Origin of the sequence: Streptomyces bicolor, assembly GCF_000719285.1 — a bacterium.
Classification (GTDB): Bacteria; Actinomycetota; Actinomycetes; order Streptomycetales; family Streptomycetaceae; genus Streptomyces; species Streptomyces bicolor.
Window position 1 is genome coordinate 126,267 of record NZ_JOFS01000007.1, and the last position, 25,294, is coordinate 151,560.

Below are 25,294 nucleotides of genomic sequence, written 5' to 3' on the forward strand. Positions count from 1 at the left end.
AGGACATCGATGCCGCGCGTGGTGTGCCTGAGGTCACAGGCCGGCGTACGTGGCTCCCGCGTCCCGCAGGCGCTCGTGCAGTCCCCGGAATACGGCGGCCGAGCGCGCGCCCGGCCAGTCGCCGGGCAGCAGCCGGGCCGGCAGGCCGGGGTCGGTGTAGGGGAGGTGGCGCCAGGAGTCCAGGGCGAGGAGGTAGTCGCGGTAGGCCTCCTCGGGCGGGGTGTCCTCGCGGCGCTCCCAGTCGCGCAGCACGCCCGCGTGGCGGTCGAGGAACGCCTCGTGCTCCTTGGCGATCGCGGCCAGGTCCCACCAGCGGGCGACGGCCTCGGCGGTCGGCGTGAAGCCGAGGTGCTCGCCGCGGAAGAAGTCGACGTACTCCTCCAGCCGCAGCCGCTGCAGGGTGTGCCGGGCCTCCTCGTAGAGCCGTGCGGGCCCGATCCACACGCCCGGGGCCGCCGTCCCGAAGCCGAGTCCGGCCAGCCGGGAGCGCAGCACATGCCGCTTCTGCCGCTCCGACTCCGGCACCGAGAACACCGCGAGCACCCAGCCCTCATCGGCGGGCGGCACGGTGGTGTAGATGCGCTTGTCGCCGTCGTCGAGCAACTGGCGGGCATCCGGGGACAGTTCGTACCCCGCCGCACCTTGGGCGGTACGGGCCGGCAGCAGCAGCCCGCGCCGCTTCAGCCGCGACACCGACGAACGGACGGAAGGGGCGTCCACGCCGACCGCGGCCAGCAGTCTGATCAGCTCGGCGACCGGCACCGGGCCGGGCATATGGCGGCCGTAGGCGCCGTAGAGCGTGACGATCAGAGACCGTGGTGCATGCTGGTCGGACACGTTGATCATCTTAGGTCGTACGGATCACTGCTGGTCACCCCGAGGGCCACCGCCGTCGCGCAGCCGGAACCGCTGGAGCTTGCCGGTCGCGGTGCGCGGCAGGGCGTCCAGGAAGACGATCTCACGCGGGCACTTGTACGGCGCCAGCTCGGCCTTGACGAACGCGCGCAGCGCCTCCGCGTCCCGTCGCGCACCCTCCCTGAGCACCGCGTATGCCACCACGACCTGGCCGCGCGCCTCGTCGGGCCGCCCCACCACCGCCGTCTCCAGCACATCCGGGTGACGCAGCAGCGCCTCCTCGACCTCAGGGCCCGCGATGTTGTAACCGGCCGAGATGATCATGTCGTCCGCTCGGGCGACATAGCGGAAGTAGCCGTCACTCTCCCGGACGTAGGTGTCGCCGGTGATGTTCCAGCCGTGGCGCACGTATTCGTGCTGGCGGGGATCGGCGAGGTACCGGCAGCCGACGGGCCCGCGCACGGCGAGCAGCCCGGGCTCCCCGTCGGGCACCTGCTCGCCGTCCTCGTCGACCACGCGCGCGTGCCAGCCCGGTACCGGCACGCCCGTCGTCCCCGGCCTGATGTGCTCGTCGGCCGCGGAGATGAAGATGTGCAGCAGCTCGGTGGCGCCGATGCCGTTGATGACGCGCAACCCGGTCCGCTCGTGCCAGGCCTGCCAGGTGGCGGCGGGCAGGTTCTCGCCCGCGGAGACACAGCGGCGCAGGGAGGTGATGTCGTGCGAGTCGAGCTCGTCGAGCATCGCGCGGTACGCCGTCGGTGCCGTGAACAGTACGGACACCCGGTGCTCGGCGATCGCGGGCAACAGCTGCTTGGGACCGGCCTGTTCGAGGAGCAGGGCGCTGGCGCCGGCCCGCATCGGGAAGATGACGAGACCGCCGAGGCCGAAGGTGAAGCCGAGCGGGGGACTGCCGGCGAAGACATCGCCCACATGTGGTCGCAGCACATGTTCCGAGAAGGTGTCGGCTATCGCGAGCACGTCCCGGTGGAAGTGCATACAGCCCTTGGGTCGTCCGGTGGTGCCGGAGGTGAAGGCGATGAGCGCGACGTCGTCGGCCGCGGTGTCGACGGCGGGGTAGGGCGCGTCGGACACCGGGCGGCGCAGCAGGTCGTCGGGGGCGTCGCCGCCGTACGTCGTGATGCGCAGGCCGGGTATCTCGGCCTTGGCCAGGTCGTCGACGGCGCGGATGTCGCACAGCGCGTGCCGGACCTGGGCGATCTCGCACATGGTCCGCAGCTCGTGCGACCGCTGCTGGGCCAGTACGGTGACGGCGACCGCGCCCGCCTTCAGCACCGCCAGCCAGCAGGCGGCCAGCCAGGGCGTGGTCGGGCCGCGCAGCAGTACCCGGTTGCCCGGGACCACGCCGAGGTGGTCGGTGAGCACATGCGCGAGCCGGTCGACACGGGCGCGCAATGTGCCGTACGTCCATGTGGCGCCGGACGGGGTGTGGAACACGGGACGCTCGTCGTCGGGGCCGTCGAGCAGTTCGGCGGCGGCGTTGAGCCGTTCGGGGTAACGCAGCCCCGGAAGGTCGAAGCGGAGCTCGGGCCACTGGTCGGGCGGTGGCAGATGCTCGCGGGCGAAAGTGTCGACGTGCGGGGAGCGGTGCGGACCGGCCATGGCGGTTTCGCCCCCTTGCCGTGTGGGCTGCCTTGTGGGCGTCGTGGTGGGCTCGCATGGGGGAGCGTATCGTGTTGGTGACGGCAGTCAACAGGGCGCGATATCGTCGAGCTGGTCCGTCGAGGAGGTCTGTCGAGAGGGCCCGTCGCGGACGGCCCGCAGGGAGGTCGGCAATGCCCGCATTCTCGCTCGATCCGACACAAACCGCCTGGTGTGCCGAGCTGCGCGCCCTGGCCGCCGAACGCCTGCGACCGCTCGCGGAGAAGGGCGAACCCGGGCACGTCAACCGCGCGCTGGTCGCCGAACTGGGTCAACTGGGGCTGCTGCGGAGGCTGTTCACCTCCGGGGCCGTCGATCTGTGCCTGATGCGGGAGTCCCTCGCGTACGCCTGCACGGAGGCGGAGACCGCGCTCGCCCTGCAGGGCCTGGGCGCGCATCCCGTCCACGCGTACGGCACTCCGGCCCAGCGGGAGCGGTGGCTGCCGAGGGTGGCCGAGGGGAGCGCGGTGGCGGCCTTCGCGCTGAGCGAGCCGGGGGCCGGGTCGGACGCGGCGGCGCTGGAGCTACGGGCGGAGCCGGAGCCGCTTCGAAGCGGCGGGCTTGGAACTGCCGACTCAGAGCGCGATGACGCGCCCCAACAGGGGCACGGGGAACCGCTCGACAAGCCCCCACCGGCCCGCAGTCGGCGAACGACCAGCACCCGGCAGACGCTGCACGCCGCCCCGGACGGCCCCACCCGCTGGCGCCTCACCGGCGACAAGTGCTGGATCTCCAACGCCCCCGAGGCCGACTTCTACACCGTGTTCGCCCGCACCACCCCCGGCGCCGGCGCCCGAGGCGTCACCGCCTTCCTGGTCCCGGCCGACCGCCCCGGCGTCACCGGAGCGGGCCTCGACATGCTGTCCCCGCACCCCATCGGCACCCTCGCCTTCGACGCCGTCCCCGTCACCGCCGCCGACATGCTCGGCGAGCCCGACCGCGGCTTCCGTGTCGCCATGGGCACCCTCAACCTCTTCCGGCCCAGCGTCGGCGCCTTCGCCGTGGGCATGGCCCAGGCGGCCCTGGACGCGACCCTCGCCCACACGGCCGGGCGGGACGCGTTCGACGGCAAGTTGAAGGACCTTCAGGCGGTCGCCCACCAGGTCGCCGAGATGGCCCTGCGCACGGAGGCGGCCCGCCTCATGGTGTACGCGGCTGCGACGGCGTACGACGAGAAGGCCCCCGATGTGCCGGGGCGCGCGGCGATGGCGAAGCTGCTCGCGACGGAGACGGCGCAGTATGTCGTCGACGCGGCGGTCCAGTTGCACGGTGCGCGTGCCCTGCGCCGCGGCCACCTGCTCGAACACCTTTACCGCGAGGTGCGCGCCCCGCGCATCTACGAGGGCGCCAGCGAGGTCCAACGCGGCATCATCGCCAAGGAGTTGTACGCGAACATGGAGGCCGCCCAGTGAGTACCGAGCGCGTCAATCCGCCCGATCTCTCCCCGCCCACCGGCTTCTCCCACGCGGTGGTCGCCACCGGGTCCCGCGTGGTGTTCCTGGCCGGGCAGACCGCGCTCGACGCCGACGGGAAGGTGGTCGGGGAGACGCTGCCGGACCAGTTCGAGCGGGCGCTCACGAACCTGCTGACCGCGCTGAAGGCGGCGGGCGGCACACCGGCCGACCTCGCCAGGGTCACCGTCTACGCCACCGATGTCGCGGCGTACCGGGAACGAGCCGCCGAACTGGGCCGGATCTGGCGGCAGTTGGCGGGGCGTGACTATCCGGCGATGACGGTCGTCGAGGTCGTGCGCCTCTGGGACGAACAGGCGATGGTGGAGCTCGACGGCTTCGCCGTTCTGCCGTAGTACGTCGCCGCGCGGCCGTCGACCGTGCTCACGCGGCCATCGCGAGCCGCTCGGCCGGTACCCGGTGCGGTGCGACGACGCGGCCGTCGGGGAGCAGCTCGCCGCTGTCGTCGAACACGATCGCGCCGTTGCAGAGCAGGCTCCAGCCCTGCTCGGGGTGTGCGGCCACCACATGTGCAGTGCGGCTGTCGGAGGACGGGCACGAGGACTGGTGGGAACACATGGCGCACCTCCACATCGGGCGGACGAGCCGTATGGGTCGTCCATATGGGTAGACCATGCTCCCGCCCCGAACTCATCGGAACGGCCGGTCGTGAACCGTGACAACACGCGGACAACACTCTGACCGATCCACGAAGGTCGGGGCGGACTCGCCACCGAGTGGGTGACGGTCACGGCCGTCGGCACACCTGCCGGGTACGAGTGGAAGGCCCCACTCCGCTCATTCTCCGCTCATTCGGGAGGTCATCCCATGCCCCTGCGTCCCGCTCTCGCCACCGCCGCCTGCGCCGCCCTGCTCCTGCTGGTCGCCGCCCCCTCGGCCCCCGCGGACTCCTCGGCGCCCGCCGCCGACCCCAAGGAGACCGTGACCGTCGACTCCGCGGGCCGTATGGCCGCGGACGGCACCGTCACCCTGTCCGGCACCTACCGCTGCGTCGACAGCGAGGGCCCGGTGTTCGTGAGCTCCTCCATCGGCCAGAAGGCCGGCACCGTCCGGTACGCCATCGGCGGCACCGCCGCCGTATGCGACGGCAAGCTGCACCGCTGGCAGAACAAGAGCAATCCCTCCCCGTCCACCCTCAAGCACGGCAAGGCGGACGTCGAGGCCACCATCGTGGAACTCCACCCCGTGGGCATCCTGCCCCTGCCCCGCTTCCACGCGCTGTCGAAGCAGGAGATCTCCCTGTCGAAGCGGTAAGCCGCATCCGCCACCGCACGACGCGCACCGCGCCCCTCCCGGCTGCACGGTCGGGAGGGGCGGTGTGATGTCCGGCAACACGGCCGCGCCGCCCGATCGTCCAGCTCATGGGCGCTCCTCCGGCGGAACGGGCGCGTACGGCCGTACGGCAACCGAGTCCCCGTCGGGACGGGCCTCCCGCGAACTCGGGCCGTTTCTCGACGCGGCGGTGCGCGAGGACGGCTGACCGGTCGCCGTCAGTGTGATCCCGGGTGCCGTGTCGGCGTCACGCGGGGTAGGCGTGGGTCTGTGTCGCCTTCACCGCCGCCCAGATCGACGCGCCGGTGTGGAGGCCGAGTTCGGCGGCGGCGACCGTGGTGAGGTCCGCGGTGAGGGGGAACTCGCCGGTCAGGGCCACGCGGATCTGGTCGCCGTGGGTCTCCAGACCGGCCACCTCGCACGGCCAGAGGTTGCGGGCGCTGGCGCCGGTGGGGCGGTCGCGGTACAGGGTCACCGCGGCCGGGGGGAAGGTGACGAAGACCGATCCGGTGAGGTCCTCGGTGGTCGTGATCTCCGGCCCGCTGTCCAGCCGTACGGTGTGCCCCTCGGCCTCGCCCTTGTAGAGGTTCAGGCCGACGAGGTGGGCGATGTAGTCCGTACGCGGGTGACGGGCGATGTAGGCCGGGGTGCCTTCTTGCACCACGTGACCGTCCTCGATGACGACCAGGCGGTCGGCCAGGACCATGGCGTCGAGCGGGTCGTGCGTGACGAGGACCGCGACAGCCTCGAAGTCGGCCAGATGGCGCCGGAGCTGGGCGCGGACGTCGAGGCGGGTACGCGCGTCGAGAGCTGCCAGGGGTTCGTCGAGGAGCAGCAGCCGTGGGTGGGTGGCCAGGGCACGGGCGAGGGCGACGCGCTGGGCCTGGCCGCCGGAGAGCCGGCGGGGCTTGGCGTCGGCGTGCTCGGCGAGGTCCATCCGCCGCAGCCACTCGGCGGCCCGCGCCCGCGCCTCCGCCTTTCCGGTGCCGTGGCAGCGGGGGCCGAAGGCGACGTTGTCGAGGGCGGTGAGGTGGGGGAAGAGCAGGTAGTCCTGGAAGACGACGCCGACCGGGCGGGACTCCGGTGGCGTACGGTCCAACTCCGCGCCGTCCAACCGGAGATGACCGCCCGTCAGCGGGACGAGCCCGGCCAGTGCGCGCAGGGCCGTGGTCTTGCCGGCGCCGTTGGGGCCGAGCAGGGCGACGACGTCACCGGGGGCGGCGGTCAGGGAGACGTCGAGGCGGAAACGGCCGCGGTCGACGACGAGACGGGCGTCCAGCCCCTCGCCGACGCAACGCGGGCCGGCATCGGCCTCGGTGCCCGCGTTGGTATCGGCGACGGCGTCGCGCACGGCCTTGTCGATGTTCCGCACGTTCTTGCCGAGGCCGGTCATGAGGCGGTCATCCAGCGGTCGCGCAGCCCCGCCAGGACCGCGATCGACACGGTCAGCAGGACGAGGCTGAGGGCGATGGCCGCCTCCGGGTCGCTCTGCAGGGCGAGGTAGACGGAGAGCGGCATGGTCTGGGTCCGGCCGGGGAAATTGCCGGCGAAGGTGATGGTCGCGCCGAACTCGCCGAGCGCCCGCGCCCAGGCGAGGACGGCGCCCGCCGCGACGCCCGGCGCGATCAGCGGCAGCGTGACCCGTCGGAACGCCGTGAAGCGGGAGGCGCCCAGTGTGGTGGCGGCCTCCTCGTAGCGGGGGTCGGCTGCCCGCAGGGTGCCCTCGACGCTGATGACGAGGAACGGCATGGCCACGAACGCCTCCGCGACCACGACCCCGGCGGTGGTGAAGGGCAGGGTGATCCCGAACCACGCGTCCAGCCACTGCCCCACGACCCCGTTGCGGCCCAGCGCCATCAGCAGCGCCACACCCCCGACCACCGGGGGCAGCACCAGCGGCAGCGTGACCAGGGCCCGCACCAGCCCGCGTCCGGGGAACTCGACACGCGCCAGCAGCCAGGCCAGGGGCACGCCGATCACCAGGCTCACCGCGGTGGCCGCCGTCGCGCACAGCAGGGACAGCCGCAGGGCCTGCCACACCTCGGGGCTGGTCAGCTGGTCCGGCAGGCTGTGCCAGGGGGTGCGGACCAGCAGGGCGATCAGCGGCACGAGCAGGAACGCCAGGCCCACCAGCGCGGGCAGGAGCAGCGGCACGGGGACGGGACTGCGCCGACCGGCGAGAGCCGTACGGCGGCGCGGACGCCGCGGCCCGCCCGTCAGGGTGTCGGCCGCGGCCGCGGGCTTGTCGAGCGGGGTCACGGCTTGAGGAACCCTGCCTCGGTCAGGACCTTCTGGCCTGCGGCGGACCGCACGAGCGCGATGAACGCCTTGGCTGCCTCGGCGTTGTCCGCGTCCTTGAGCAGGGTGATCGGGTAGTCGTTGACGGCGTCGGCGGACTCGGGGAACTCCACGCCCTCCACCTTGTCACCCGCCGCCCGCACATCGGTCTGGTAGACGACCGCGGCGTCCGCCTCCTTCAGCTCGACCTTGGTCAGGGCGGCCTTGACGTCCTGCTCGTACGACACCGGCGTGAGCTTCAGCCGGCTCGCGTCGAGGGCCTTCTGCGCGGCGGCGCCGCACGGCACCTCCTGGTCGCACAGGACGACTTTCAGGCCGGAGTCCGTGAGGTCCTTCAGGGAGTCGATGCCGTCCGGGTTGCCCGGCAGGGTGGCGATCTCCAGCTGGTTGCGGACGAAGGTGGTGGGTGTGCCGGAGGCGTCGCCGGCGTCCGTGACGATCTTCATCGTCTTGGGGCTGGCGGAGGCGAACACGTCCGCCGGGGCCCCGCCGGTGATGCTCGCGGCGAGCGAGTCACTGCCGCCGAAGCTGAAGGTCACCTTTGTGCCCGGGTGCTCCTGCTCGAACCGCTTGCCCAGCTTCTCGAAGCTCTCCTTCAGCGAGGCGGCGGCGAAGACGGTGACCGTGCCGGAGAGCCTGGCTGAGGAGGACCCCGGCGCGTCGGCGCCGGATCCGGCGGACGAGGAGTCGTCGGAGGAGGAGCAGGCGCTCAGGGCCAGCAGCGTGGCGGCGCCCGCACCGGTCACCTGCAGCCACCGCCGGGTCCGGCGCACGGAACGGGTCATCACGGATCTGCTCCTTCTCGAGGACTCGTACTCGATCACCAGGCGCACACACGTCGAGTACTCGATCACCTGGCACGCATACGCCGAGCATACTGCCGCATATGCAAGGTGGAAGTCCCTTGTCGCTTCGCATAAGCCCCCTCGTGAGTTATGGCAGCTGGTATATGCGTTCATACAGTCGCCGACATTCTGGTTGCCGTGAAACGATCTCGCGACCTACCGTCAGGTCCATGGCGGACGACGAACCCACGCGCGCGGCAAGGCTGTTGGATGCCCAGGCGAAGGCCGAGCGGCTCTTCGCGGAGATCGAGGAGCGCGGGCTCGTCGCGCCGGGGGAGGGCGAGCGGGCGGTCAGCGACCGTGTCCGGGACCTGGCGAACGAACTGTTCGGTACCACCCGGCACTGGCACAAGCGGATCGTGCGCTCAGGGCCGAACACCCTGATGCCGTACCGGGAGAACCCGCCGGACCGGGTGATCGGCGCGGACGACATCGTGTTCGCCGACTTCGGGCCGATCTTCGAGGAGTACGAGGCCGACTTCGGCCGGACCTTCGTCCTCGGCGACGACCCGGTCAAGCGGCGGCTGCGGGACGATCTGCCGAAGATCTTCGCCGCCGGGAAGCGGTGCTTCGAGAGCGACCCCGACATCACCGGCAAGCGGCTCTACGCCGAGGTGGAGCGGCTGGCCGCCGAGGCCGGGTGGGAGCTGGGCGGCTGGCATGCCGGGCACCTGGTCGGGGAGTTCCCGCACGAGTGGATCGACGGCGCCGACGTGGAGTCGTACATCGCACCCGGCAACGACACCCCGCTGCGCCGCACCGACAAGGCCGGGCGTCGCTGTCACTGGATCCTGGAGATCCATCTCGTCGACCGGGAGCGGGAGTTCGGCGGGTTCTACGAGGAGTTGCTCACCCTCGGCTGAGCCGCAGGCAACGGGGCACGGCGAAAGCATTGACGCCCCTGACTCCGCCCACTCGGCGCCTGCCCGAGGGCAGGAGTTCTCCATGGCCGCGCTTCGCGCCCGGCTGGGGGATGCCCTGGCGCTCGCAGATGCGGATGATCCGGTGGGTGCGGGCGGCTCCCGCTGTGGACTCCGGTCGGGGTGGCGGCTCGGTGGTCCGGCGGCTGAGGGTGGGGGAGGTGCGGGGTGCGCTGCCCGTCGGCTTGGTCGACGCCGACAAGGGAGCCGTTGTCGGCGGCAAGCAGGTCGCCCTGGTGGCCGCCGCAATGTTCGGCTTCGGCCTACGGGGTGGTGTGACCGCAAGGGTCTGCACCGCATCCCGGCGGAGACGAAGCCCGAGAAGACCGCCGTCCCCGCGTAGCGGAATGCACCTCACCCGGCACTCCCTCGGAAACCGATCGGTTTTCATTTTGTCCGGTTCGGGTTAACCTCGCGGTATGAGCGCCGAAGTGAAACTGAGCCCCAGGGAGCGACTGCTGGAGGCGGCGGCCACGCTCACCTACCAAGAGGGCGTAGGTATCGGCGTCGAGGCGCTGTGCAAGGCGGCGGGGGTGTCGAAGCGCTCCATGTACCAGCTGTTCGAGAGCAAGGACGAACTCCTGGCGGTAAGCCTGAAGGAGCGCGCCTCCGCCTACGTGGCGACGCTCCTGCCTGCGGTGGACGACGGCCGGTCACCCCGCGAGCGGATCCTGCACGTCTTCGAGCAGGTGGAATCGCAGGCAGGGGTGCCCGAATTCCGGGGCTGCCGGTACCTGGCCGTGCAGATCGAACTCAAGGACCAGAGTCATCCCGCGAGCCGCGTGGCCCATCAGGTCAAGGCGAATCTGACGGCCTTCTTCCGCGCCGAGGCCGAGCAGGGCGGGGCGGGCGATCCTGACCTGCTGGCCCGGCAGCTCAGCCTGGTCTTCGACGGCGCCAGCGCCCGCGCGGGAATCCAGGCCGACAACCTGACCGGGCTCATCGCACCCACCGTGACCACCCTGCTCGACGCGGCAGGCGTGCGCTGACACATCGCCTAGCGCGTTGCCGGGCAAGCCGCAGGCGTAGAAGCTTGCGGTCTTGTCGGCATCGGCGCCCAGCGACAGGTGCACGGTTTCCCATTGCGTGCCGGGCCTTCTCGCGCCTCTCCTGCGCACTGATCCCGCCCATGGCGTCACTCTCCCTGCTTGCACTTGCATGCAGAAACCGATCGGTTTACGGTTGAGGAAACCGATCGGTTTCGAGTGAGTGCGGGAGTCCATGATGACGACAGGTCAACCGGTGGCACTCGTGACGGGTGCGTCATCCGGCATCGGAAGGGAAACCGCGCTCGCCCTGGTCGCAGCCGGATTCAACGTGGTCGGCACCAGCCGTGACACCTCACGCGTCGCCCCGCTCGACGGCGTGACGTTCGTCGGACTCGATGTCGCCCGTCACGCCTCGGTCACCGCAGCGGTCCAGGAGGTGAGCGAGCGGTTCGGGCGGATCGACGTCCTGGTCAACAACGCAGGTGTCGGCTCGATGGGTGCGGCGGAGGAAACCTCCGTCGAGCAAGCTCAGTCCGTCTTCGACACCAACGTCTTCGGGGTCATGCGCATGGTGAACGAGGTCCTGCCGCACATGCGCGCTCAGCGACGCGGGCGCGTCATCAACATCTCGTCCGTGCTCGGGTTCCTGCCCCAGCCCTACATGGCCGCCTACGCCGCCTCCAAGCACGCTATCGAGGGCTACACCGAGTCCCTGGACCACGAGATCCGCGAGCACGGCGTCCGGGCGCTCATCGTCCAACCCGCCTACACCAGGACCGGTTTCGAGGCCAACAGCGCGAAGCCCGACACCCCCCTGCCCCCTTACGCGAAGCAGCGGCAGACCGTCGACCGCGTGATGGCGGAGGCCGTGAGGAACGGCGACGCCCCCGCCGTCGTGGCCAAGGCGATCCTCGCGGCAGCGACCGACCCGAAGCCGAAGCCGCGCTACACCGCCGGCCCCCTGGCCGGACGCGCGCGCGTGCTGCGCCGTCTCGCCCCCGCCGGGGTCTTCGACAAGCAGATCCGCAAGATGAACCAGTTGGCCGGCTGACGCACAGGCGCTGCCTGGCCGTTCCGAACAGCCGCCCCGCCCCCCACCAGACAGAGGACACCTTGATGCCAAGCGCAGTCCCATCCTGATTACCGGTGCCGCCGGCGAGATCGGTGGTGTGAGCCGAACGATGGTCGACATGCTGCTTGAACAAGGGCACCCGGTACGGGCCTTCGTGCGCCAGGACGACGAACGCGCGCACTCGCTCCGCCAGGCCGGGGCCGAGGTCTTCGTCGGTGACCTGCTCACCATCGCCGACGTGGCCGCCGCGCTGACAGGACGCCACGCCGGACTCCTCCTCCTGAGGACTCCGGCGCGGCGGGGGCCTCGGCGAGCGTGGCCCGAACGAGCTCCGTCACCGGCGGCGCAACGCTCGACCGTCGTGAGGCGGCTCGCCCCTGGGCCTGTGGTGCGGGCGCCGCCTCGGCAGGCAACTGTCAGTCGTCGTACAAGCTCTTCTTCCACTGCTCCGGAGTGCGGTCCTTCTTGCTTTCGTTGCAGAAGCGGCAGGCAGGAACAAGCGACCCACTGAGGAGACCTAGTAGTACCCCTTCGCCCCGTCGAGCAGCTCTCTCACGATGTCGGCGTGCCCCGCGTGCCGTCCGGTCTCTTCGACGAGATGGATGAGCATCCAACGGAGGTTGGCGTTGCCGGCGCGGTAGTCGGGGTGGCGGCCGACGTCGTCCAGCGATGCCTCGGCCACGATCTCGTTGCTTCGGACGCACTGGGCCTCGTACTCCGCGAGCAGCTGCTTCAGCGAGATGCCGTCGGTACGCCAGTCCGCGTCCTCGCCCGTCTTGACCAAGGACGGGTTCTGCGTCTTGTCGCCGCCCAGGAACAGCACCTCAAGCCAGGTGTGCTCCACCCACCGCATATGGCTGATGAGCCCGGCCATCGTCATCGCCGACGAGGTCGGGATGACGGAGCGGTGCGCGTCAGCCTCGCTCAGGCCCTCGCATTTCCGTCTCAAGATCTGCCGTTGCAGATCCAGCCAGCCGATGAGCGCGGTACTTCTACCGTCGCCCCCGGAAGGCAGCGTCCGGAGACTCGCCCCATGAGCTTCCTGACGGAGCCGTGGTGTCACGCCGGGGAACTTGCTGCCTCCCTACTGGGCAACCGTCGCCGGCGGTCCATCGGGTAGCGAACGCTGTCCAGTCGATAGAGCCCAGCTGAACGTTGGAGAGTCCTCCGTTGGTTTCCAAGATTCGTGTCCTTCTGGGCACGAATCCGGTTGAGCAGTCCGGGCTGGCTGGACATACTCCCTGAACCCCTCTGCCGCGTCGCGGGCGGCGTCGACAGCGACCAGCCGGTCATGTTCGTTCCCTGCGTGGGGCGCAGTGGCACGCGCGCCTCCGCGAACGCGGCAAGCTGGGCACGGTAGCCGTCACGCGGTCAGTCGGTGCCGGCCGTGCGGGGGCCGGGTGCGTGCCTTCGCGGGCAGCGCGCGGCAGTGGTCCCGCAGCAGATCGGAGGGGACCGCGCCGAGCGAGACGTCCCGGATAAAGAGGTTTCGGAGTTCGGCGGTCTGCGGATGTCGAGAACGTGCCAACGGCTCCGTCCCAGGGACATCAGCGGCCACCACCGGCCGCACGAGGAAGAAGGAGAAACCAGCATGGCGATTCAGCGGATGGACAACGTCGGCATCGTCGTCGACGACCTGGATGCCGCCATCGCGTTCTTCGTGGAACTCGGTATGGAGCTGGAGGGGAGGGCGGAGGTCGAGGGCCTCTTCGCCGACCAGTGCACCGGACTCGACGGCGTCCGCTGTGACATCGCGATGGTCCGGACTCCGGACGGTCACAGCAGGCTCGAGCTGGCGAAGTACCGCAGCCCCGCGGCGATCAGCGCCGGGCCGCGCAACCGGCCGCACAACATTCTGGGCACGCACCGCGTCATGTTCGCCGTCGACGACATCGAGGACACCGTTGCCCGCCTGCGCCCGCACGGCGCCGAACTCGTCGGCGAGATCGCCCGGTTCGAGGACAGTTATCGGCTCTGCTACCTCCGCGGCCCGGAGGGCATCATCGTCGGTCTGGCGGAGCAACTGCGCTGAGAAGGAGGAACCGAAGCGGGCGTGTGTCGGAAGTGCTCTGGTTTTGCTGACGTGAGTGTGCGGGGGCGGAGTTACAGATATGTCGGACCAGCCGAGCTGCAGACTGCCGTCCGGCCTGGTGGCGGGTGCCGGATCAGCTCGGTGGCTGACTTCGGCAGCTGGATCGCTGAGCGGTCGGCAGCGGAGCTGGCCGAACCGTTCACCTTCGTAGTCGGCATGGACGGTGTGCTTCGACTGGCGCCGCGACGAAGCGAGCACGTGGCCTGCGCCGGCGGAGACATGGTTCTGAGCGCCGGCGAGATCAGTTTCATACGTGAGGCAGACCGGTGGGCCGTGAGCGAGGTCAGCAACCAGTCCACCGGCTACTGCCCGGATATCAGTTCCTGGCCGGAAGTCGCCCGGGCTCTGGACGAGCTAGAGCTCGGGCGGCCCTCCGGCTTTACCCACGAGGTGGTGTTCCGGCGGTGCCCCGACTGCCACGAACAGAACATCGTGCGCGAGGACGACTTCGTCTGCGTCTTCTGCGGCAGCGATCTGCCTGCGGTGTGGAACATGGATCCCACCGCGTGACGGCTGACAGTCACAGCCACTCGCTGATGGCAGCGACGAGGACGGTCGCCTCGTAGCGGACCTTGTCAGCGCGCACGCGATTGGGGCGGACGTGCGGCCGACCTTGCCCGAATGCGGGGCGTGCGGACCTTGTCCAGCGCGGGTTTGAACTGCGGCGAGTCCCTGTGCTGCCCTGCCGTGACCACGATCGACATGGGCTAGTTGGTGAAGTCGCGGAAGCCGTGGGCCAGCCGCGTGGTGTTCTCGATGTCGGCGTTGATCGCTTCTGTCCCGCCGTTGCTGACGCCGCCGGCTGCGAAGTAGGCCTGGGCTCCTCGCGCCAGCGGCGTTGACGAAACAGTCTCGATCTGGGTCGCCGGTCATCGAGTGCCGGGTCGCCGAGCCGCGTTCAGCGATTAGCGGTCAGTACAGCCGCGAGGCCTTCTTGCAGATCTTTGACGAAATACTCGGGAACCTCCAGCGACGGGAAATGGCCCCCGCTTTCGGCCGACCTCCATCGGACGATCTGTCGGTACCGCTCCTGTGCCCAGGGACGCGGACACTTCTCGACGTCGCGGGGATACATACTGATTGCTGACGGGACATCGACCCGAAGTTCGGGATCGAGCGAGTTGTGGCTTTCGTGGTAAATGCGGGCCGCCGATGCGCCGGTCCGCGTCAGCCAATAGAGGGTGACGTCGTCAAGAATGCTGTCTCTGGAAATCGTCTCGAACGGGCTGTCTTCGGTGTCCGACCACTCGGCGAACTTGTCGAGGATCCAGGCAAGAAGCCCGACCGGTGAGTCGACGAGCGAGTAGCCGATGGTCTGCGGTCGGGTTGCCTGCTGCTTCGCGTACGCCGCGCGGTGGCGCCAGAAATCGCGGGTTTCCTCGGCCCACTTGCGCTCGACCGCCGTCAGTCCGTCCGTGGTCAACCCGGGCGGTCCCTCCGCGAACGTGGTATGGATACCGAGAACGTGCGCCGGGAACCTGCCGCCGAGAACCGTGGTGATATTGCCTCCCCAGTCGCCGCCGTGGGCTAAGAACTTGCTGTAGCCGAGCCTTCCCATCAGTTCCACCCAGGCGGCCGCGATCTTTTCGGTTCCCCACCCGGTGGCGGCCGGCTTGTCGCTGTAACCAAAGCCTGGTAGCGACGGGACCACGACGTGGAACGCCGGGGCGTCTGCATCTTTCGGATCTGCCAGCTCGTCTACTACATCGATGAACCGAACAATGCTGTCCGGCCAGCCGTGAGTGAGGATCAGAGGAGTGGCATCTGCGCGCGCGGATCGGCGGTGCAGGAAGTGGATTCCCAGATCATCAATGGTCGTGCGGAACTGGCCAATACGGTTGAGGCGCTCTTCGAACGACCGCCACTTGTACCCGGTGCGCCAGTAGTTCACGACATCGACGAGGTCGGCAAGAGGAACGCCCTGTTCCCATCGGTGAGGGTCGGGCGCGGCGCGATAGACGGTCTCCGCCTCCGGTAGTCGCGCCGCGGCCAGTCGCGCGCGCAGATCGTCGAGGTCGGCGTCAGTCGCGTGGGCTTCAAAGGGCTGCACGTCGCGGGTTGGACGGGGCATGAGACCTCCTGGCCGTCGCGGTACCGGCTGCGAACCATCATGAACCGGCTAAGCCGGTTCTAGCATGTCGTCACGGCAGCGGGCAACCAGCTAAGGTGGTTCCATGCGTGCTGGGTTCCCTGACTTTCGCCTCGGTAGCGTGCTGGCGACCAGCTTCACGGCGACTCTGACGGAGCGTCATGGCAGCGCTGTGGAGCGCATTCCCACGCCGCAACGACTCGTCGACTGGCTGGCAGTGAACGGCCTCGCTGTGGACTCCTGCACCACTGCCCAGCTCGACCTCGCTCGGGAACTGAGGGAGTCGATTCACGCCGCCGCGACGGCGGCCGCGATCCAGGACGCTCTCCCTGCATCTGCTGTCCAAGTCATCAATGACTGCAGTGCTGAGGGTCGGGCCGCTGCGATCCTGACGCCCGAGGGTAAGCGGCAATGGCGGCTCAGCTCGGGTTCCTGCGTGGAAGATGCCCTCGGCGTGATCGCCGCCGATGCGATCAGCATCATTGCAGGCGAACGAGACGGAAGGCTGGCCTTGTGCGCATCACCAACCTGCAAAGCCGCCTTCTTCGACACCAGCCAGAGCCGCACCCGCAAATGGTGTGACATGAACACGTGTGGGAATCGTCAGAAGAAGGCGCGCTTCAATGCCAACCAGCGCCAACGCCCCAGACCAGCGCGCTGATCGTTGCGCTCGGTACATCCAAGTGGGCCTTGCCTCCGCGACACATCGGTCGCGTTGAGTGCACCCCAACGGCACTACTCAGAGCCATCCGCCGCCTTCCCTCGCATGATCCGGCGTCCGGTCAACCGCTCAACGCGCCGAGAGGCACGCCTCAGCCGTCCGCGGCGAGGCGGTCGAGCCATTCGCTGAGCAGGTGTTGCTCGGCGCTGCTGAGCGCGGTCTGTTCGGGCAGGAGGGCGCGCAAGGTTCGGGCGGCGCCGGCGGGGCCCGTGTCCTGCACGGCGGGTTTGTCGTGGGTGACGGCGGTGACCATGGATTCGCGCATGGCGGTGAGCAGGGCGGGGTTGCGCTGGTCCTCGGGCAGCGACAGCCAGGTGAGCACGGCGCCGCGCGCGGTTGCGTGGATGAGAGCGGCTGCGAGCTTCTCGTCGACGCGGAGCCAGCCGCCGGTGGCGAGGCGGCGGATGCGCCCCAGCAGGATCTGCATGCCGGTCTGGAAGGCGGCCGATGTCATGCCGCGTTTGGGTTCGCCGTACATCAGCGCGTACAGCTCCGGATTGGCGAGCCCGAACTCGACGGCGAGGTCCCAGCCCGCGCGCAGATCCTCGACGGGGTCCTGGGGGTGGGCGTCCACGTGCTTGGCCGCGAGGAACGTGGCGTAACCGTGCTCAGCCACTGCCTCGAGGAGCCCGTCCTTGTCGCCGAACAAGCGATAGATCACAGGCGGCTGCACCCCGGCTGCCGCCGCGACCGCGCGGGTGGTCACCGCCTCGCGCCCCTCGCGGGCAAGTAGGTCCGCCGCGGCCTCGACAACTCGCTGCCGGGTGACCTCACGGGCGTCGGGTGCACCCTCCGACTCCCCGACGGCAAGGGGGTCGGCCTTCGATCCATCAGACATGAATCAATGATAGCGCCCTCCTGTTTCCGTTGATTGAATCAGTGTTATCGTCATCGTCGTATCACTGGAAACAGCGACAACGAGGAGCGCGTATGCCCGAGAAGCTGCACATCACAGCCCTTGAGGAGCACGTGGTTCTGCCAGTCCTGCTCGATGCATGGAAGAGGGCGGGGGTGCCGCAGATCCCGCAGCTCGGCTACGGCGACGAGCCGCTCGCGCAGCGGCTGCGAGACGTCGGCGATCGGCGCCTGGCCGATATGGACGATCAGGGCGTGGACGTGGCGGTGCTGTCCCTGGCCACACCGGGGGTGCAGAACCTGGCGGCGGCGGACGCCGTAAGCGTGGCGCGGGAGGCGAACGACACGCTCGCCGAGGCCGTCCGCGCCCACCCGCAGCGTTTCCAGGCGCTCGCGGTCATCCCGACGCCGTCACCCGAAGCCGCTGCGGCCGAACTGGAGCGCGCCGTCACGCAACTCGGCCTGCGCGGCGCGATGCTGTACGGGCGCACCGGTGACAAGCCGGCTGACGCGCCGGAGTTCGACGACCTCTACGCAACCGCCGAGCGGCTCCGGGTACCGCTGCACTTCCACCCGCAGACCCCGGTGCAGGCGGTCCAGGAGGCGTACTACTCAGGACTGCCCCACGGGGTGGGCCCCATGCTGGCGACCGCCGGTCTCGGCTGGTACTACGACCTGGGCGTGCAGTACCTGCGGATGATCTTCTCCGGTGTGTTCGACCGCCACCCCGACCTGCAGGTGATCGCGGGCCACTGGGGCGAAGTCGTCCTGTTCTACCTGGACCACATCGGCATCCTGCAGAACGCGGCGAAGCTTCAGCGCCCCCTGGCCGACTACTTCCGCCAGAACTTCTGGGTGGCGGGAAGCGGCACCGTCAGCGAGCGCTACCTGCGGTGGACGGCGGAGGTCGTCGGCACCGACCGCATGCTGTACTCGACCGACTACCCGTACACCTTCGGGACGCGGCCCGGCGGCTTCCCCTTCCTGGACACCAGCGGCGGGGTCGCCCGCTCCTTCCTCGAACAGGCGCCGTTCACCCAGGAGGAGAAGGCGGCTATCGGGTCCGGCAACTGGGAGAAGCTGACGGGGCATATCGCAGCCGCCACGAACAGCACGAACGTCGACAGCCGAGCCGCAGACGACCGATGAGGCGGAGCAGACCGGCCGAACCCGGTTGCCGTCAGGGCGACTACGTCCCGGCGATCGCCTGATCGATGAAACCAGGGGTGTCGAACGCGCCACCGGCCTGCCGATCGCCTTTGCTGCCGGCCCTGCCTCCCAGGGCCGGCAGCCATCGACCAGCCGGATGACGTGGTGAACACCTCTCCCCGCGGGCCGCGTTCAGCGGCCCGCGTTCACGGACCGCGAGCCGGTGGCCTGTCCCTGGCCCAGCGGTGACCTCTGCCTGCCCGAATCCCGGAGGAACAGTGGCGACAAAACCTCATCGTGTGCCGCCCGCACAACGCAGACCCCTCAGCGTGGCGATCGCCTTGGCCGTGCTGGCCATGTCCTTATGCCTCGGCATCGTCCGTCCCGCCGAGGCGGTGGCGTCCACCGCCGCGCAGCGGCAAGCCGTCGCCGAATGGTGGGCGCCGGTGCACTTCCAGGACGTCGACACCAGCGGTGACACTTCGGAGGGCGGCAAGTCCGATTACCTCGCCGCCTACGACTTCGACGGCGACCTCAACGGCCGCAACAACTGGGAGAACACCACCGAGTCCCCGCTGGCGGCGCACGTCTACCAATCGGTCGTCGAGACCGAGACCTACTGGTACCTGCTCTACACCTTCTTCCACCCGCGCGACTGGGCGGACGCGGCGCTCGACAACCCCCAGGAGGACGCGAGCGAGCACGAGAACGACGCCGAGGGCGTGCTCGTGGTCGTAGAGCGTGGCGGCGACTTCGAATACGGCGTGCTCAAGGCCGCCATCACCGTGTCCCACAGCCACTTCTACTCCTACGTGCCCGAGGACGGCGACTGGCCCAGAGAGGGCCTCGACGGCGAGCTTCCGCTGATGAGCAGCCCGCACACGGACGGTCACCAGCGCCCGTGGACGGCCCAGCAGGCCGGCACCCACGCCGCGTGGGCCGCCACGGACCTGACGAGCCTGCGGGACGAGTACGCCGACGGCGACGGGATCCTGTACTACCCCGGCTCTGCCGCCGAGGTGCCGGAAAACTCCAATGACCGGGATGTGCAGTACACCCTGACCGATGTCTTCGCCCCGGGCGGCATGTGGGAAAGCCGCAACCTGACGTCGTTGTTCGCCACACCGACCAACTTCGCCGGGGACGACGGCGGCAACCCCAACGGTGCCGCCTGCGGCGAAGGCGCGGTGGCGGGGCCCGCGGACGGCATCTGCTCGGTCGACGCGGCCAATCCGCCGTGGGCCTGGGACGACAAGGACGACACGCCCGGCAGGGGCTACCTCGCTACCAACCCGGCCGAGCTGGTGCACGACTACTTCGACTGGGAGGGCAAGCCCAAGTCGCCCGACCTCGACTACACCTGGAACCCGTACACCGGCATCACTCCGCCTGACCCGGAGGATCCGGAGGACCCGGAGAACTCCTCACCGATGGGCAATGTGCTGGTCGTCGGTGACTCGATCAGCAACGGGTTCGAGGGCGACCACACCTGGCGGTACCGACTGTGGCAGTGGGCCCAAAACCAGAACGTGCCGGCCACCTTCGTCGGACCGCTGACCGGGACCAGCAAGCCGGAAGACCCCCACCCGCCCGTTCCGCCGCCCCTGGAGGGAAGCGAGGAGCCCGACGAATCGGAGCCGGACCCGGACCGGTTCACGGGGGCGTACGCCAAGGACGCCGACGAAGGCTTCGTCGACGGCGGATCGGCGCACTACGCGATGTGGGGCCGGCAGCTGGGCCAGAGCGTGCACACCATCAAGTCGGTGATGGACGACCTGGGGGCCAAGGAGCAACTGCCCGACGTGCTGCTGGTCGAGCTGGGCTTCAACGACATCGGCTGGCTCGGTGCCGGCGCCGGTCTGGTCGACACCATGAAGGACTTCGTCGACAACGCCCGGGCGGCCAACCCGGACGTGAAGATCGTGCTGGGCAACGTCCCGCAGCGCACCACCCTCGGTGACGCCAACCCGCAGCTGCCCCAGCGCACCACGGACTACAACGAGGCCCTGGCCGAGGCGATCCCCGACTGGGACACCGACGCCTCCCCGGTCGCCCTGGCCGACATCGACGCCGCGATGGACTGCGACTCGGCCTCCGACCGGTGCGCCACCACCTACGACGGGCTGCACCCCAACGCGCTGGGCGAGTACCGCATCGCTCAGGCGTTCGGCACCACCCTGCACGAGGAGTTCGGGATCGGCGCGGAGGCGCCCGGGGTGCCGGACACCATGCCCACCCGGCAGGTGGCAACCCCCTCCGACCTGGAGTTCGACGGTACCCAGCAGGGGGTGACCGTGACCTGGTCCAAGGTCTTCGGTGCCCACGGCTACGACGTGAAGTGGCGCGACGTCACCCCCGGCGCGGAGACCGACTGGCACGACGCCATCCCCGGCCCGCACACCCACCGCTTCGACCTGGGCTGGCAGTTCACCGACCAACCGCACGACGGCCACACCTACGAGGTGAAGGTGCGCGCGGTCGCCGGGGACAGCGACGAGCTGAAGTCACCGTGGTCGGACCCGATCAGCGGAGTGGCCCACCCCACCACGGCCCCGCCGCCCGCGACCATCCACGCCGCCGCCGGCGCCGGATCGATCGACGTGAGCTGGACCCCGCCCACCGGGCCGTACACCGACTCCATCACCCGCTACGCGCTGTGGATCTACGACGAGGACACCCCGCAGGTGCACTCGCGCATCATCGGCTACCCGCCCTCGGCAGGAACCGCGCATGTCGACGGGCTGACGCCGGGCCACCACTACCGGGTGTTCATGTGTACCTGGAACGCGGCCGGTGAGGGCAAACCCCGCATCGCCGACACCGTGATCCCCCGCTGACCGAGCACGACCAGTTCCAGAGATGCCGCCGCACCTCTCCAGACCTGCGTCAGCGCAGGCCAGACATGGTGCGGCGGCATCCGCCAGTCAGATGTCCCGGAAGATCTCGATCTGTGCCCCGACAGAGTTCAGGCGCTCCGCGAGATCCTCGTAACCCCGGTTGATGACATACACGTTCCGCAGGACGGACGTGCCCTCCGCCGCCATCATCGCCAGCAGGACGACCACGGCGGGGCGCAGTGCGGGCGGGCACATCATCTCGGCGGCGCGCCAGCGGGTCGGGCCCTCGACCAGGACGCGGTGCGGGTCCAGCAGCTGCAGTCGGCCGCCGAGGCGGTTGAGGTCGGTCAGGTAGATCGCGCGGTTGTCGTAGACCCAGTCGTGGATGAGGGTCTTGCCCGACGCGACGGCCGCGATGGCCGCGAAGAACGGGACGTTGTCGATGTTCAGGCCCGGGAACGGCATCGGGTGGATCTTGTCGATCGGCGCCTCCAGCTTGGAGGGCCGGACGGTGAGGTCCACCAGCCGGGTACGGCCGTTGTCCGCGAAGTACTCGGGCGTACGGTCGTGGTCGAGCCCCATCTCCTCCAGGACCGCCAGCTCGATCTCCAGGAACTCGATGGGGACGCGACGCACCGTCAGTTCCGACTCCGTCACCACGGCGGCGGCCAGCAGGCTCATCGCCTCCACCGGGTCCTCGGACGGCGAGTAGTCGACGTCGACGTCGATGTCCGGCACGCCGTGCACGGTGAGCGTGGTGGTGCCGATGCCCTCGACCCGGACGCCGAGCGCCTCCAGGAAGAAACACAGGTCCTGGACCATGTAGTTGGAGGAGGCGTTGCGGATGACGGTGACGCCGTCGTGCCGCGCGGCGGCCAGCAGAGCGTTCTCGGTCACCGTGTCGCCGCGCTCGGTCAGCACGATCGGCCGGCCCACGCGCACGGACCGGTCGACCGTGGCGTGGTACTGGCCCTCGGTCGCCGCGACGTCCAGCCCGAACCGGCGCAGGGCGATCATGTGCGGCTCGATGGTCCGCGTGCCGAGGTCGCAGCCGCCGGCGTACGGCAGCTTGAAGCGGTCCATGCGGTGCAGCAGCGGGCCGAGGAACATGATGATGGACCGCGTCCGTACGGCCGCCTCGGCGTCGATCGCCGCCATGTTCAGCTCGGCCGGCGGCACGATCTCCAGGTCGACGCCGTCGTTGATCCAACGGGTGCGCACGCCGATGGAGTTGAGCACCTCCAGCAGGCGGTAGACCTCCTCGATGCGGGCGACGCGGCGCAACACCGTGCGCCCCTTGTTGAGCAGCGAGGCGCACAGCAGGGCCACGCAGGCGTTCTTGCTGGTCTTGACGTCGATGGAACCGGACAGCCGACGTCCGCCGACGACCCTCAGATGCATCGGCCCGGCGTATCCCAGGGACACGATCTCGCTGTCCAGGGCTTCACCGATTCGGGCGATCATCTCAAGGCTGATGTTCTGATTGCCGCGCTCGATGCGATTGACGGCGCTCTGTGAGGTGCCGAGCGCCTCGGCGAGCTGCGTCTGTGTCCAGCCCCGGTGTTGCCGGGCGTCACGGATGAGCTTGCCGATGCGTACGAGGTAGTCGTCTGCCATGGGGTTGAGGTTATCTCAGATATGAGATGGCACATCCCTGGGGGGCCATTCGGGTGACAGGTCGTCAACGCCGCCTGGTGGTACGGGTGCGACGCCATCCGAAAGGTCCGGGCAAATCCACCGATGTCGTACGACGTCCTGTGCTGCTGCGGGTGTGTCGCGGGCTGTTCCCGCCACCGGTCGTGATGGACCAGGAGCGCCGGTTGATGTTCAGCCGCACTCCCGGAAGGATCCGGAAACTCTTGCGGAACGTGAGGGGCATGGACGCCTCCCTCCAGGGTCGGGGTGTCTACCTCCCGGTTACCCCGACTTGGCGAACTGATGGCAGAACCGGACGGGCTCCTCGAAGGTGACCGATGTCACCCGTTCGGCCGAGTGGGTCGAGCGAAGTCGTCCCGGAGGTCGTCCCGTCTCATGGTGCGGCGGTCGCGTCAGTGATGTCGGCAATCAGGCGGGCGACCTGAGACGGCGGCACCCGGGCCGTGTCGACGACTCTGCCCTCGCGGCTGAGCCAGGGCAGTGCCTCCTGGTACACCGCGCGGTGGTCGAGGCGCCACTGACGGGCCTTGGGGAACTGGGTGTTGGTCTCGCTGTCCGTCTCGATGCGCTCGGTGAGCGTGTCCGGATCCGAGTGCAGTACGAAGTGGTGGACCGGGATGCCGTACTTGTCGAGGCCGGTGCGGATCTCCGTCCAGTACTGCTCGATCAGGACCGTCTGCGGGACGACGAGCACTCCGCCGACATAACCGAGCAGCTGCGCGGCGGTCTCCACCACCAGGTGGCGCCATGGCGGCCAGTGCTGGAAGTCGCCCAGTTGGGGGAGCTTCTCGACGTGCCTCAGCATGTAGCCGACGTACTCGGTGTCGAAGATCGTCGCGTCGGCGACGAGGTCGACCAGTTCTTTCGCCGTGGTCGTCTTGCCCGCGCCGAAGGTTCCGTTCAGCCAGATGATCACCTGGCGAGCCTAGGCCGCGAGGGCCCATGGCGTGGCAGGGAAGGCCCAGGACATGGCAAGGCCGGCTCGGCGCCCGTGGCGCCCAGCCGGCCTTGCCGGTGGTCCGTCCCCTCGCCGTCGTCAGTCCGTGCCGGACTCCATCGCGGCGCGGTCCAGCAGCGCGTCCTCCTCGGAGACCTCGCCGCGGGAGGCGATGGCCTCGGCGCCGCCCTCGGGCAGTTCCGGCATGGTGCCGATGAGGCCGGTCGCGGCCGCCTGGGAGGCGCCGACGGTGGGGCTGCCGGTGCCGATCAGGCCGAGGCCGACGTACTGCTCCAGCTTGGCGCGCGAGTCGGCGATGTCGAGGTTGCGCATGGTGAGCTGGCCGATCCGGTCGACCGGGCCGAAGGCCGAGTCCTCGGTGCGCTCCATGGACAGCTTGTCCGGGTGGTACGAGAACGCCGGGCCCGTCGTGTCGAGGATCGAGTAGTCCTCGCCGCGCCGCAGGCGGAGGGTGACCTCGCCGGTGACGGCGGCGCCGACCCAGCGCTGCAGCGACTCGCGGATCATCAGCGCCTGCGGGTCCAGCCAGCGGCCCTCGTACATCAGCCGGCCGAGGCGGCGGCCCTCGTTGTGGTACTGGGCGAGGGTGTCCTCGTTGTGGATGGCGTTCACGAGGCGCTCGTACGCCGCGTGCAGCAGCGCCATGCCGGGCGCCTCGTAGATGCCGCGGCTCTTGGCCTCGATGATCCGGTTCTCGATCTGGTCGGACATGCCCAGGCCGTGCCGGCCGCCGATGGCGTTGGCCTCCATCACCAGGTCGACGGGGGAGGCGAACTCCTTGCCGTTGATGGTGACCGGGCGGCCCTGCTCGAAGCCGATCGTCACGTCCTCGGCGGCGATCTCGACGGACGGGTCCCAGAACCGCACGCCCATGATCGGCTCGACGGTCTCGATGCCGGTGTCCAGGTGCTCCAGGGTCTTGGCCTCGTGGGTGGCGCCCCAGATGTTGGCGTCCGTGGAGTACGCCTTCTCCGTCGAGTCCCGGTAGGGCAGGTCGTGGGCGACCAGCCACTCCGACATCTCCTTGCGGCCACCGAGCTCGGTCACGAACTTCGCGTCCAGCCAGGGCTTGTAGATCCGCAGGTTCGGGTTGGCGAGCAGGCCGTAGCGGTAGAACCGCTCGATGTCGTTGCCCTTGAAGGTCGAGCCGTCGCCCCAGATCTGGACGTTGTCCTCGAGCATCGCGCGCACGAGCAGCGTCCCGGTGACGGCGCGGCCCAGCGGCGTGGTGTTGAAGTACGCCCGCCCGCCGGATCGGATGTGGAACGCGCCGCACGTCAGCGCGGCCAGGCCCTCCTCGACCAGGGCGGCACGGCAGTCGACCAGGCGCGCGATCTCGGCGCCGTACGTCTTCGCGCGGCCGGGCACCGAGGCGATGTCGGGCTCGTCGTACTGACCGATGTCGGCCGTGTAGGTGCAGGGGACGGCACCCTTGTCGCGCATCCAGGCGACCGCGACCGAGGTGTCGAGACCGCCCGAGAAGGCGATCCCGACGCGTTCGCCGATGGGCAGGGAGGTGAGGACCTTGGACATAGGAAGAGTATGCATGATTCCG

General features: G+C 69.6%; 27 protein-coding genes. 13 read left to right on the forward strand and 14 right to left on the reverse strand.

Features of this window, described 5'->3' with window-relative positions; all coding sequences use genetic code 11:
- Positions 1-33: 33 nt before the first annotated feature.
- Positions 34-846, reverse strand: a complete 813-nt coding sequence (locus IF78_RS0111015) for a PaaX family transcriptional regulator (protein ID WP_031480499.1) — start codon at positions 844-846, stop codon at positions 34-36.
- A 15-nt stretch (positions 847-861) separates the two neighbouring features.
- Positions 862-2,475: an AMP-binding protein gene (locus tag IF78_RS0111020; protein WP_031480497.1), complete on the reverse strand. Its 1,614-nt coding sequence runs from the start codon at positions 2,473-2,475 to the stop codon at positions 862-864.
- 173 nt (positions 2,476-2,648) lie between these two features.
- On the opposite strand from IF78_RS0111020, the gene IF78_RS0111025 reads away from it, so the two are divergent.
- Positions 2,649-3,926 (forward strand): acyl-CoA dehydrogenase family protein, encoded by a 1,278-nt coding sequence (locus IF78_RS0111025; protein WP_031480495.1) that lies wholly within the window; start codon positions 2,649-2,651, stop codon positions 3,924-3,926.
- A complete protein-coding gene (locus IF78_RS0111030) occupies positions 3,923-4,321 on the forward strand; it encodes a RidA family protein (RefSeq protein WP_031480494.1) in 399 nt (132 codons plus the stop codon). The genes IF78_RS0111025 and IF78_RS0111030 overlap by 4 nt, the downstream gene beginning before the upstream one ends.
- 28 nt (positions 4,322-4,349) lie before the next feature.
- Here the strand turns inward: IF78_RS0111030 and IF78_RS0111035 are convergent, their stop codons facing one another.
- Complete coding sequence (locus IF78_RS0111035; protein ID WP_031480493.1) at positions 4,350-4,544, reverse strand: DUF5999 family protein; 195 nt, start codon at positions 4,542-4,544, stop codon at positions 4,350-4,352.
- Positions 4,545-4,793: 249 nt separating this feature from the next.
- Here IF78_RS0111035 and IF78_RS0111040 point away from each other — a divergent pair, with 249 nt between their 5' ends.
- Positions 4,794-5,240 carry a DUF6299 family protein gene (locus IF78_RS0111040; protein WP_031480492.1) on the forward strand — a complete coding sequence of 149 codons (447 nt, stop codon included), beginning with the start codon at positions 4,794-4,796 and terminating at the stop codon, positions 5,238-5,240.
- 67 nt (positions 5,241-5,307) lie between these two features.
- Positions 5,308-5,466: a hypothetical protein gene (locus tag IF78_RS48355; protein ID WP_158751333.1), complete on the forward strand. Its 159-nt coding sequence runs from the start codon at positions 5,308-5,310 to the stop codon at positions 5,464-5,466.
- A 39-nt stretch (positions 5,467-5,505) separates the two neighbouring features.
- Here the strand turns inward: IF78_RS48355 and IF78_RS0111045 are convergent, their stop codons facing one another.
- Genes IF78_RS0111045 through modA form a run of 3 tightly spaced genes read right to left on the reverse strand, consistent with a single transcriptional unit; the run spans position 5,506 to position 8,341 of the window.
- Complete coding sequence (locus IF78_RS0111045; protein WP_031480491.1) at positions 5,506-6,651, reverse strand: ABC transporter ATP-binding protein; 1,146 nt, start codon at positions 6,649-6,651, stop codon at positions 5,506-5,508.
- Positions 6,648-7,517, reverse strand: coding sequence for an ABC transporter permease (locus tag IF78_RS0111050; protein ID WP_031480490.1), 870 nt, complete (start codon positions 7,515-7,517; stop codon positions 6,648-6,650). Before IF78_RS0111050 ends, IF78_RS0111045 begins: the two co-directional genes overlap by 4 nt.
- A complete protein-coding gene (gene modA, locus IF78_RS0111055; protein WP_031480489.1) occupies positions 7,514-8,341 on the reverse strand; it encodes a molybdate ABC transporter substrate-binding protein in 828 nt (275 codons plus the stop codon). Before modA ends, IF78_RS0111050 begins: the two co-directional genes overlap by 4 nt.
- Positions 8,342-8,571: 230 nt before the next feature.
- Here modA and IF78_RS0111060 point away from each other — a divergent pair, with 230 nt between their 5' ends.
- The 4 genes from IF78_RS0111060 (at position 8,572) to IF78_RS49620 (ending at position 11,893) form a co-directional block, all read left to right on the forward strand.
- A complete protein-coding gene (locus tag IF78_RS0111060) occupies positions 8,572-9,264 on the forward strand; it encodes a M24 family metallopeptidase (protein WP_031480488.1) in 693 nt (230 codons plus the stop codon).
- Positions 9,265-9,740: 476 nt separating this feature from the next.
- Complete coding sequence (locus IF78_RS0111065; protein WP_031480487.1) at positions 9,741-10,310, forward strand: TetR/AcrR family transcriptional regulator; 570 nt, start codon at positions 9,741-9,743, stop codon at positions 10,308-10,310.
- A gap of 235 nt (positions 10,311-10,545) precedes the next feature.
- A complete protein-coding gene (locus IF78_RS0111070) occupies positions 10,546-11,361 on the forward strand; it encodes an oxidoreductase (RefSeq protein WP_199921391.1) in 816 nt (271 codons plus the stop codon).
- A gap of 88 nt (positions 11,362-11,449) precedes the next feature.
- Positions 11,450-11,893, forward strand: a complete 444-nt coding sequence (locus IF78_RS49620; RefSeq protein ID WP_267882950.1) for an NAD(P)H-binding protein — start codon at positions 11,450-11,452, stop codon at positions 11,891-11,893.
- A gap of 6 nt (positions 11,894-11,899) precedes the next feature.
- Here IF78_RS49620 and IF78_RS0111075 read toward each other — a convergent pair whose 3' ends face one another.
- Positions 11,900-12,397 carry a DinB family protein gene (locus IF78_RS0111075; protein WP_031480485.1) on the reverse strand — a complete coding sequence of 166 codons (498 nt, stop codon included), beginning with the start codon at positions 12,395-12,397 and terminating at the stop codon, positions 11,900-11,902.
- A gap of 576 nt (positions 12,398-12,973) precedes the next feature.
- On the opposite strand from IF78_RS0111075, the gene IF78_RS0111080 reads away from it, so the two are divergent.
- Both IF78_RS0111080 and IF78_RS0111085 read left to right on the forward strand, forming a co-directional pair.
- Positions 12,974-13,414: a VOC family protein gene (locus IF78_RS0111080; RefSeq protein ID WP_031480484.1), complete on the forward strand. Its 441-nt coding sequence runs from the start codon at positions 12,974-12,976 to the stop codon at positions 13,412-13,414.
- Positions 13,415-13,465: 51 nt separating this feature from the next.
- Positions 13,466-13,984, forward strand: coding sequence for a hypothetical protein (locus IF78_RS0111085; protein WP_031480483.1), 519 nt, complete (start codon positions 13,466-13,468; stop codon positions 13,982-13,984).
- Between the two features lie 197 nt (positions 13,985-14,181).
- Here IF78_RS0111085 and IF78_RS50830 read toward each other — a convergent pair whose 3' ends face one another.
- Positions 14,182-14,331 carry a transposase gene (locus IF78_RS50830; protein WP_078662405.1) on the reverse strand — a complete coding sequence of 50 codons (150 nt, stop codon included), beginning with the start codon at positions 14,329-14,331 and terminating at the stop codon, positions 14,182-14,184.
- Between the two features lie 41 nt (positions 14,332-14,372).
- The gene (locus IF78_RS0111090; RefSeq protein ID WP_031480482.1) at positions 14,373-15,545 is read right to left on the reverse strand and encodes an epoxide hydrolase family protein; all 1,173 of its coding nucleotides are present in this window, start codon (positions 15,543-15,545) and stop codon (positions 14,373-14,375) included.
- A gap of 103 nt (positions 15,546-15,648) precedes the next feature.
- Between IF78_RS0111090 and IF78_RS45975 the strand changes: the two genes are divergently transcribed.
- Positions 15,649-16,224, forward strand: coding sequence for a CGNR zinc finger domain-containing protein (locus tag IF78_RS45975; RefSeq protein ID WP_078662395.1), 576 nt, complete (start codon positions 15,649-15,651; stop codon positions 16,222-16,224).
- Between the two features lie 151 nt (positions 16,225-16,375).
- On the opposite strand, the gene IF78_RS0111095 is transcribed toward IF78_RS45975, so the two are convergent.
- Positions 16,376-17,122, reverse strand: a complete 747-nt coding sequence (locus IF78_RS0111095; RefSeq protein WP_051827692.1) for a TetR/AcrR family transcriptional regulator — start codon at positions 17,120-17,122, stop codon at positions 16,376-16,378.
- Between the two features lie 92 nt (positions 17,123-17,214).
- Between IF78_RS0111095 and IF78_RS0111100 the strand changes: the two genes are divergently transcribed.
- Together IF78_RS0111100 and IF78_RS44940 are read left to right on the forward strand one after the other, a co-directional pair.
- Positions 17,215-18,288: an amidohydrolase family protein gene (locus IF78_RS0111100; RefSeq protein WP_051827694.1), complete on the forward strand. Its 1,074-nt coding sequence runs from the start codon at positions 17,215-17,217 to the stop codon at positions 18,286-18,288.
- Between the two features lie 329 nt (positions 18,289-18,617).
- Positions 18,618-21,125 (forward strand): GDSL-type esterase/lipase family protein, encoded by a 2,508-nt coding sequence (locus IF78_RS44940; protein ID WP_051905108.1) that lies wholly within the window; start codon positions 18,618-18,620, stop codon positions 21,123-21,125.
- Between the two features lie 87 nt (positions 21,126-21,212).
- On the opposite strand, the gene IF78_RS0111110 is transcribed toward IF78_RS44940, so the two are convergent.
- From IF78_RS0111110 to argG, 4 genes are all read right to left on the reverse strand, one after another.
- Entirely contained in the window at positions 21,213-22,742 is a 1,530-nt protein-coding gene (locus IF78_RS0111110) for a helix-turn-helix domain-containing protein (RefSeq protein ID WP_031480478.1), read from the reverse strand.
- 64 nt (positions 22,743-22,806) lie between these two features.
- A complete protein-coding gene (locus IF78_RS45980) occupies positions 22,807-23,004 on the reverse strand; it encodes a DUF4236 domain-containing protein (protein ID WP_078662396.1) in 198 nt (65 codons plus the stop codon).
- A gap of 150 nt (positions 23,005-23,154) precedes the next feature.
- Entirely contained in the window at positions 23,155-23,697 is a 543-nt protein-coding gene (locus IF78_RS0111115; protein ID WP_031480477.1) for a P-loop nucleotide/nucleoside kinase family protein, read from the reverse strand.
- A gap of 120 nt (positions 23,698-23,817) precedes the next feature.
- Positions 23,818-25,272, reverse strand: a complete 1,455-nt coding sequence (argG, locus tag IF78_RS0111120; protein WP_031480476.1) for an argininosuccinate synthase — start codon at positions 25,270-25,272, stop codon at positions 23,818-23,820.
- Positions 25,273-25,294: the final 22 nt, after the last annotated feature.

Excerpts from the sequence above, each read along its gene's own strand:
- IF78_RS0111110 (WP_031480478.1), bottom strand. The coding sequence starts at position 22,742 with ATGGCAGACGACTACCTCGTACGCATCGGCAAGCTCATCCGTGACGCC.
- IF78_RS0111045 (WP_031480491.1), bottom strand. The coding sequence starts at position 6,651 with ATGACCGGCCTCGGCAAGAACGTGCGGAACATCGACAAGGCCGTGCGC.
- modA (WP_031480489.1), bottom strand. The coding sequence starts at position 8,341 with ATGACCCGTTCCGTGCGCCGGACCCGGCGGTGGCTGCAGGTGACCGGT.
- IF78_RS45975 (WP_078662395.1), top strand. The coding sequence starts at position 15,649 with ATGCGTGCTGGGTTCCCTGACTTTCGCCTCGGTAGCGTGCTGGCGACC.
- IF78_RS0111035 (WP_031480493.1), bottom strand. The coding sequence starts at position 4,544 with ATGTGTTCCCACCAGTCCTCGTGCCCGTCCTCCGACAGCCGCACTGCA.
- IF78_RS0111080 (WP_031480484.1), top strand. The coding sequence starts at position 12,974 with ATGGCGATTCAGCGGATGGACAACGTCGGCATCGTCGTCGACGACCTG.
- IF78_RS0111025 (WP_031480495.1), top strand. The coding sequence starts at position 2,649 with ATGCCCGCATTCTCGCTCGATCCGACACAAACCGCCTGGTGTGCCGAG.
- IF78_RS0111095 (WP_051827692.1), bottom strand. The coding sequence starts at position 17,122 with ATGTCTGATGGATCGAAGGCCGACCCCCTTGCCGTCGGGGAGTCGGAG.
- IF78_RS0111040 (WP_031480492.1), top strand. The coding sequence starts at position 4,794 with ATGCCCCTGCGTCCCGCTCTCGCCACCGCCGCCTGCGCCGCCCTGCTC.
- IF78_RS0111020 (WP_031480497.1), bottom strand. The coding sequence starts at position 2,475 with ATGGCCGGTCCGCACCGCTCCCCGCACGTCGACACTTTCGCCCGCGAG.
- IF78_RS45980 (WP_078662396.1), bottom strand. The coding sequence starts at position 23,004 with ATGCCCCTCACGTTCCGCAAGAGTTTCCGGATCCTTCCGGGAGTGCGG.
- IF78_RS0111060 (WP_031480488.1), top strand. The coding sequence starts at position 8,572 with ATGGCGGACGACGAACCCACGCGCGCGGCAAGGCTGTTGGATGCCCAG.
- IF78_RS0111090 (WP_031480482.1), bottom strand. The coding sequence starts at position 15,545 with ATGCCCCGTCCAACCCGCGACGTGCAGCCCTTTGAAGCCCACGCGACT.
- argG (WP_031480476.1), bottom strand. The coding sequence starts at position 25,272 with ATGTCCAAGGTCCTCACCTCCCTGCCCATCGGCGAACGCGTCGGGATC.
- IF78_RS0111100 (WP_051827694.1), top strand. The coding sequence starts at position 17,215 with ATGCCCGAGAAGCTGCACATCACAGCCCTTGAGGAGCACGTGGTTCTG.
- IF78_RS48355 (WP_158751333.1), top strand. The coding sequence starts at position 5,308 with ATGTCCGGCAACACGGCCGCGCCGCCCGATCGTCCAGCTCATGGGCGC.
- IF78_RS0111065 (WP_031480487.1), top strand. The coding sequence starts at position 9,741 with ATGAGCGCCGAAGTGAAACTGAGCCCCAGGGAGCGACTGCTGGAGGCG.
- IF78_RS0111015 (WP_031480499.1), bottom strand. The coding sequence starts at position 846 with ATGATCAACGTGTCCGACCAGCATGCACCACGGTCTCTGATCGTCACG.
- IF78_RS0111070 (WP_199921391.1), top strand. The coding sequence starts at position 10,546 with ATGACGACAGGTCAACCGGTGGCACTCGTGACGGGTGCGTCATCCGGC.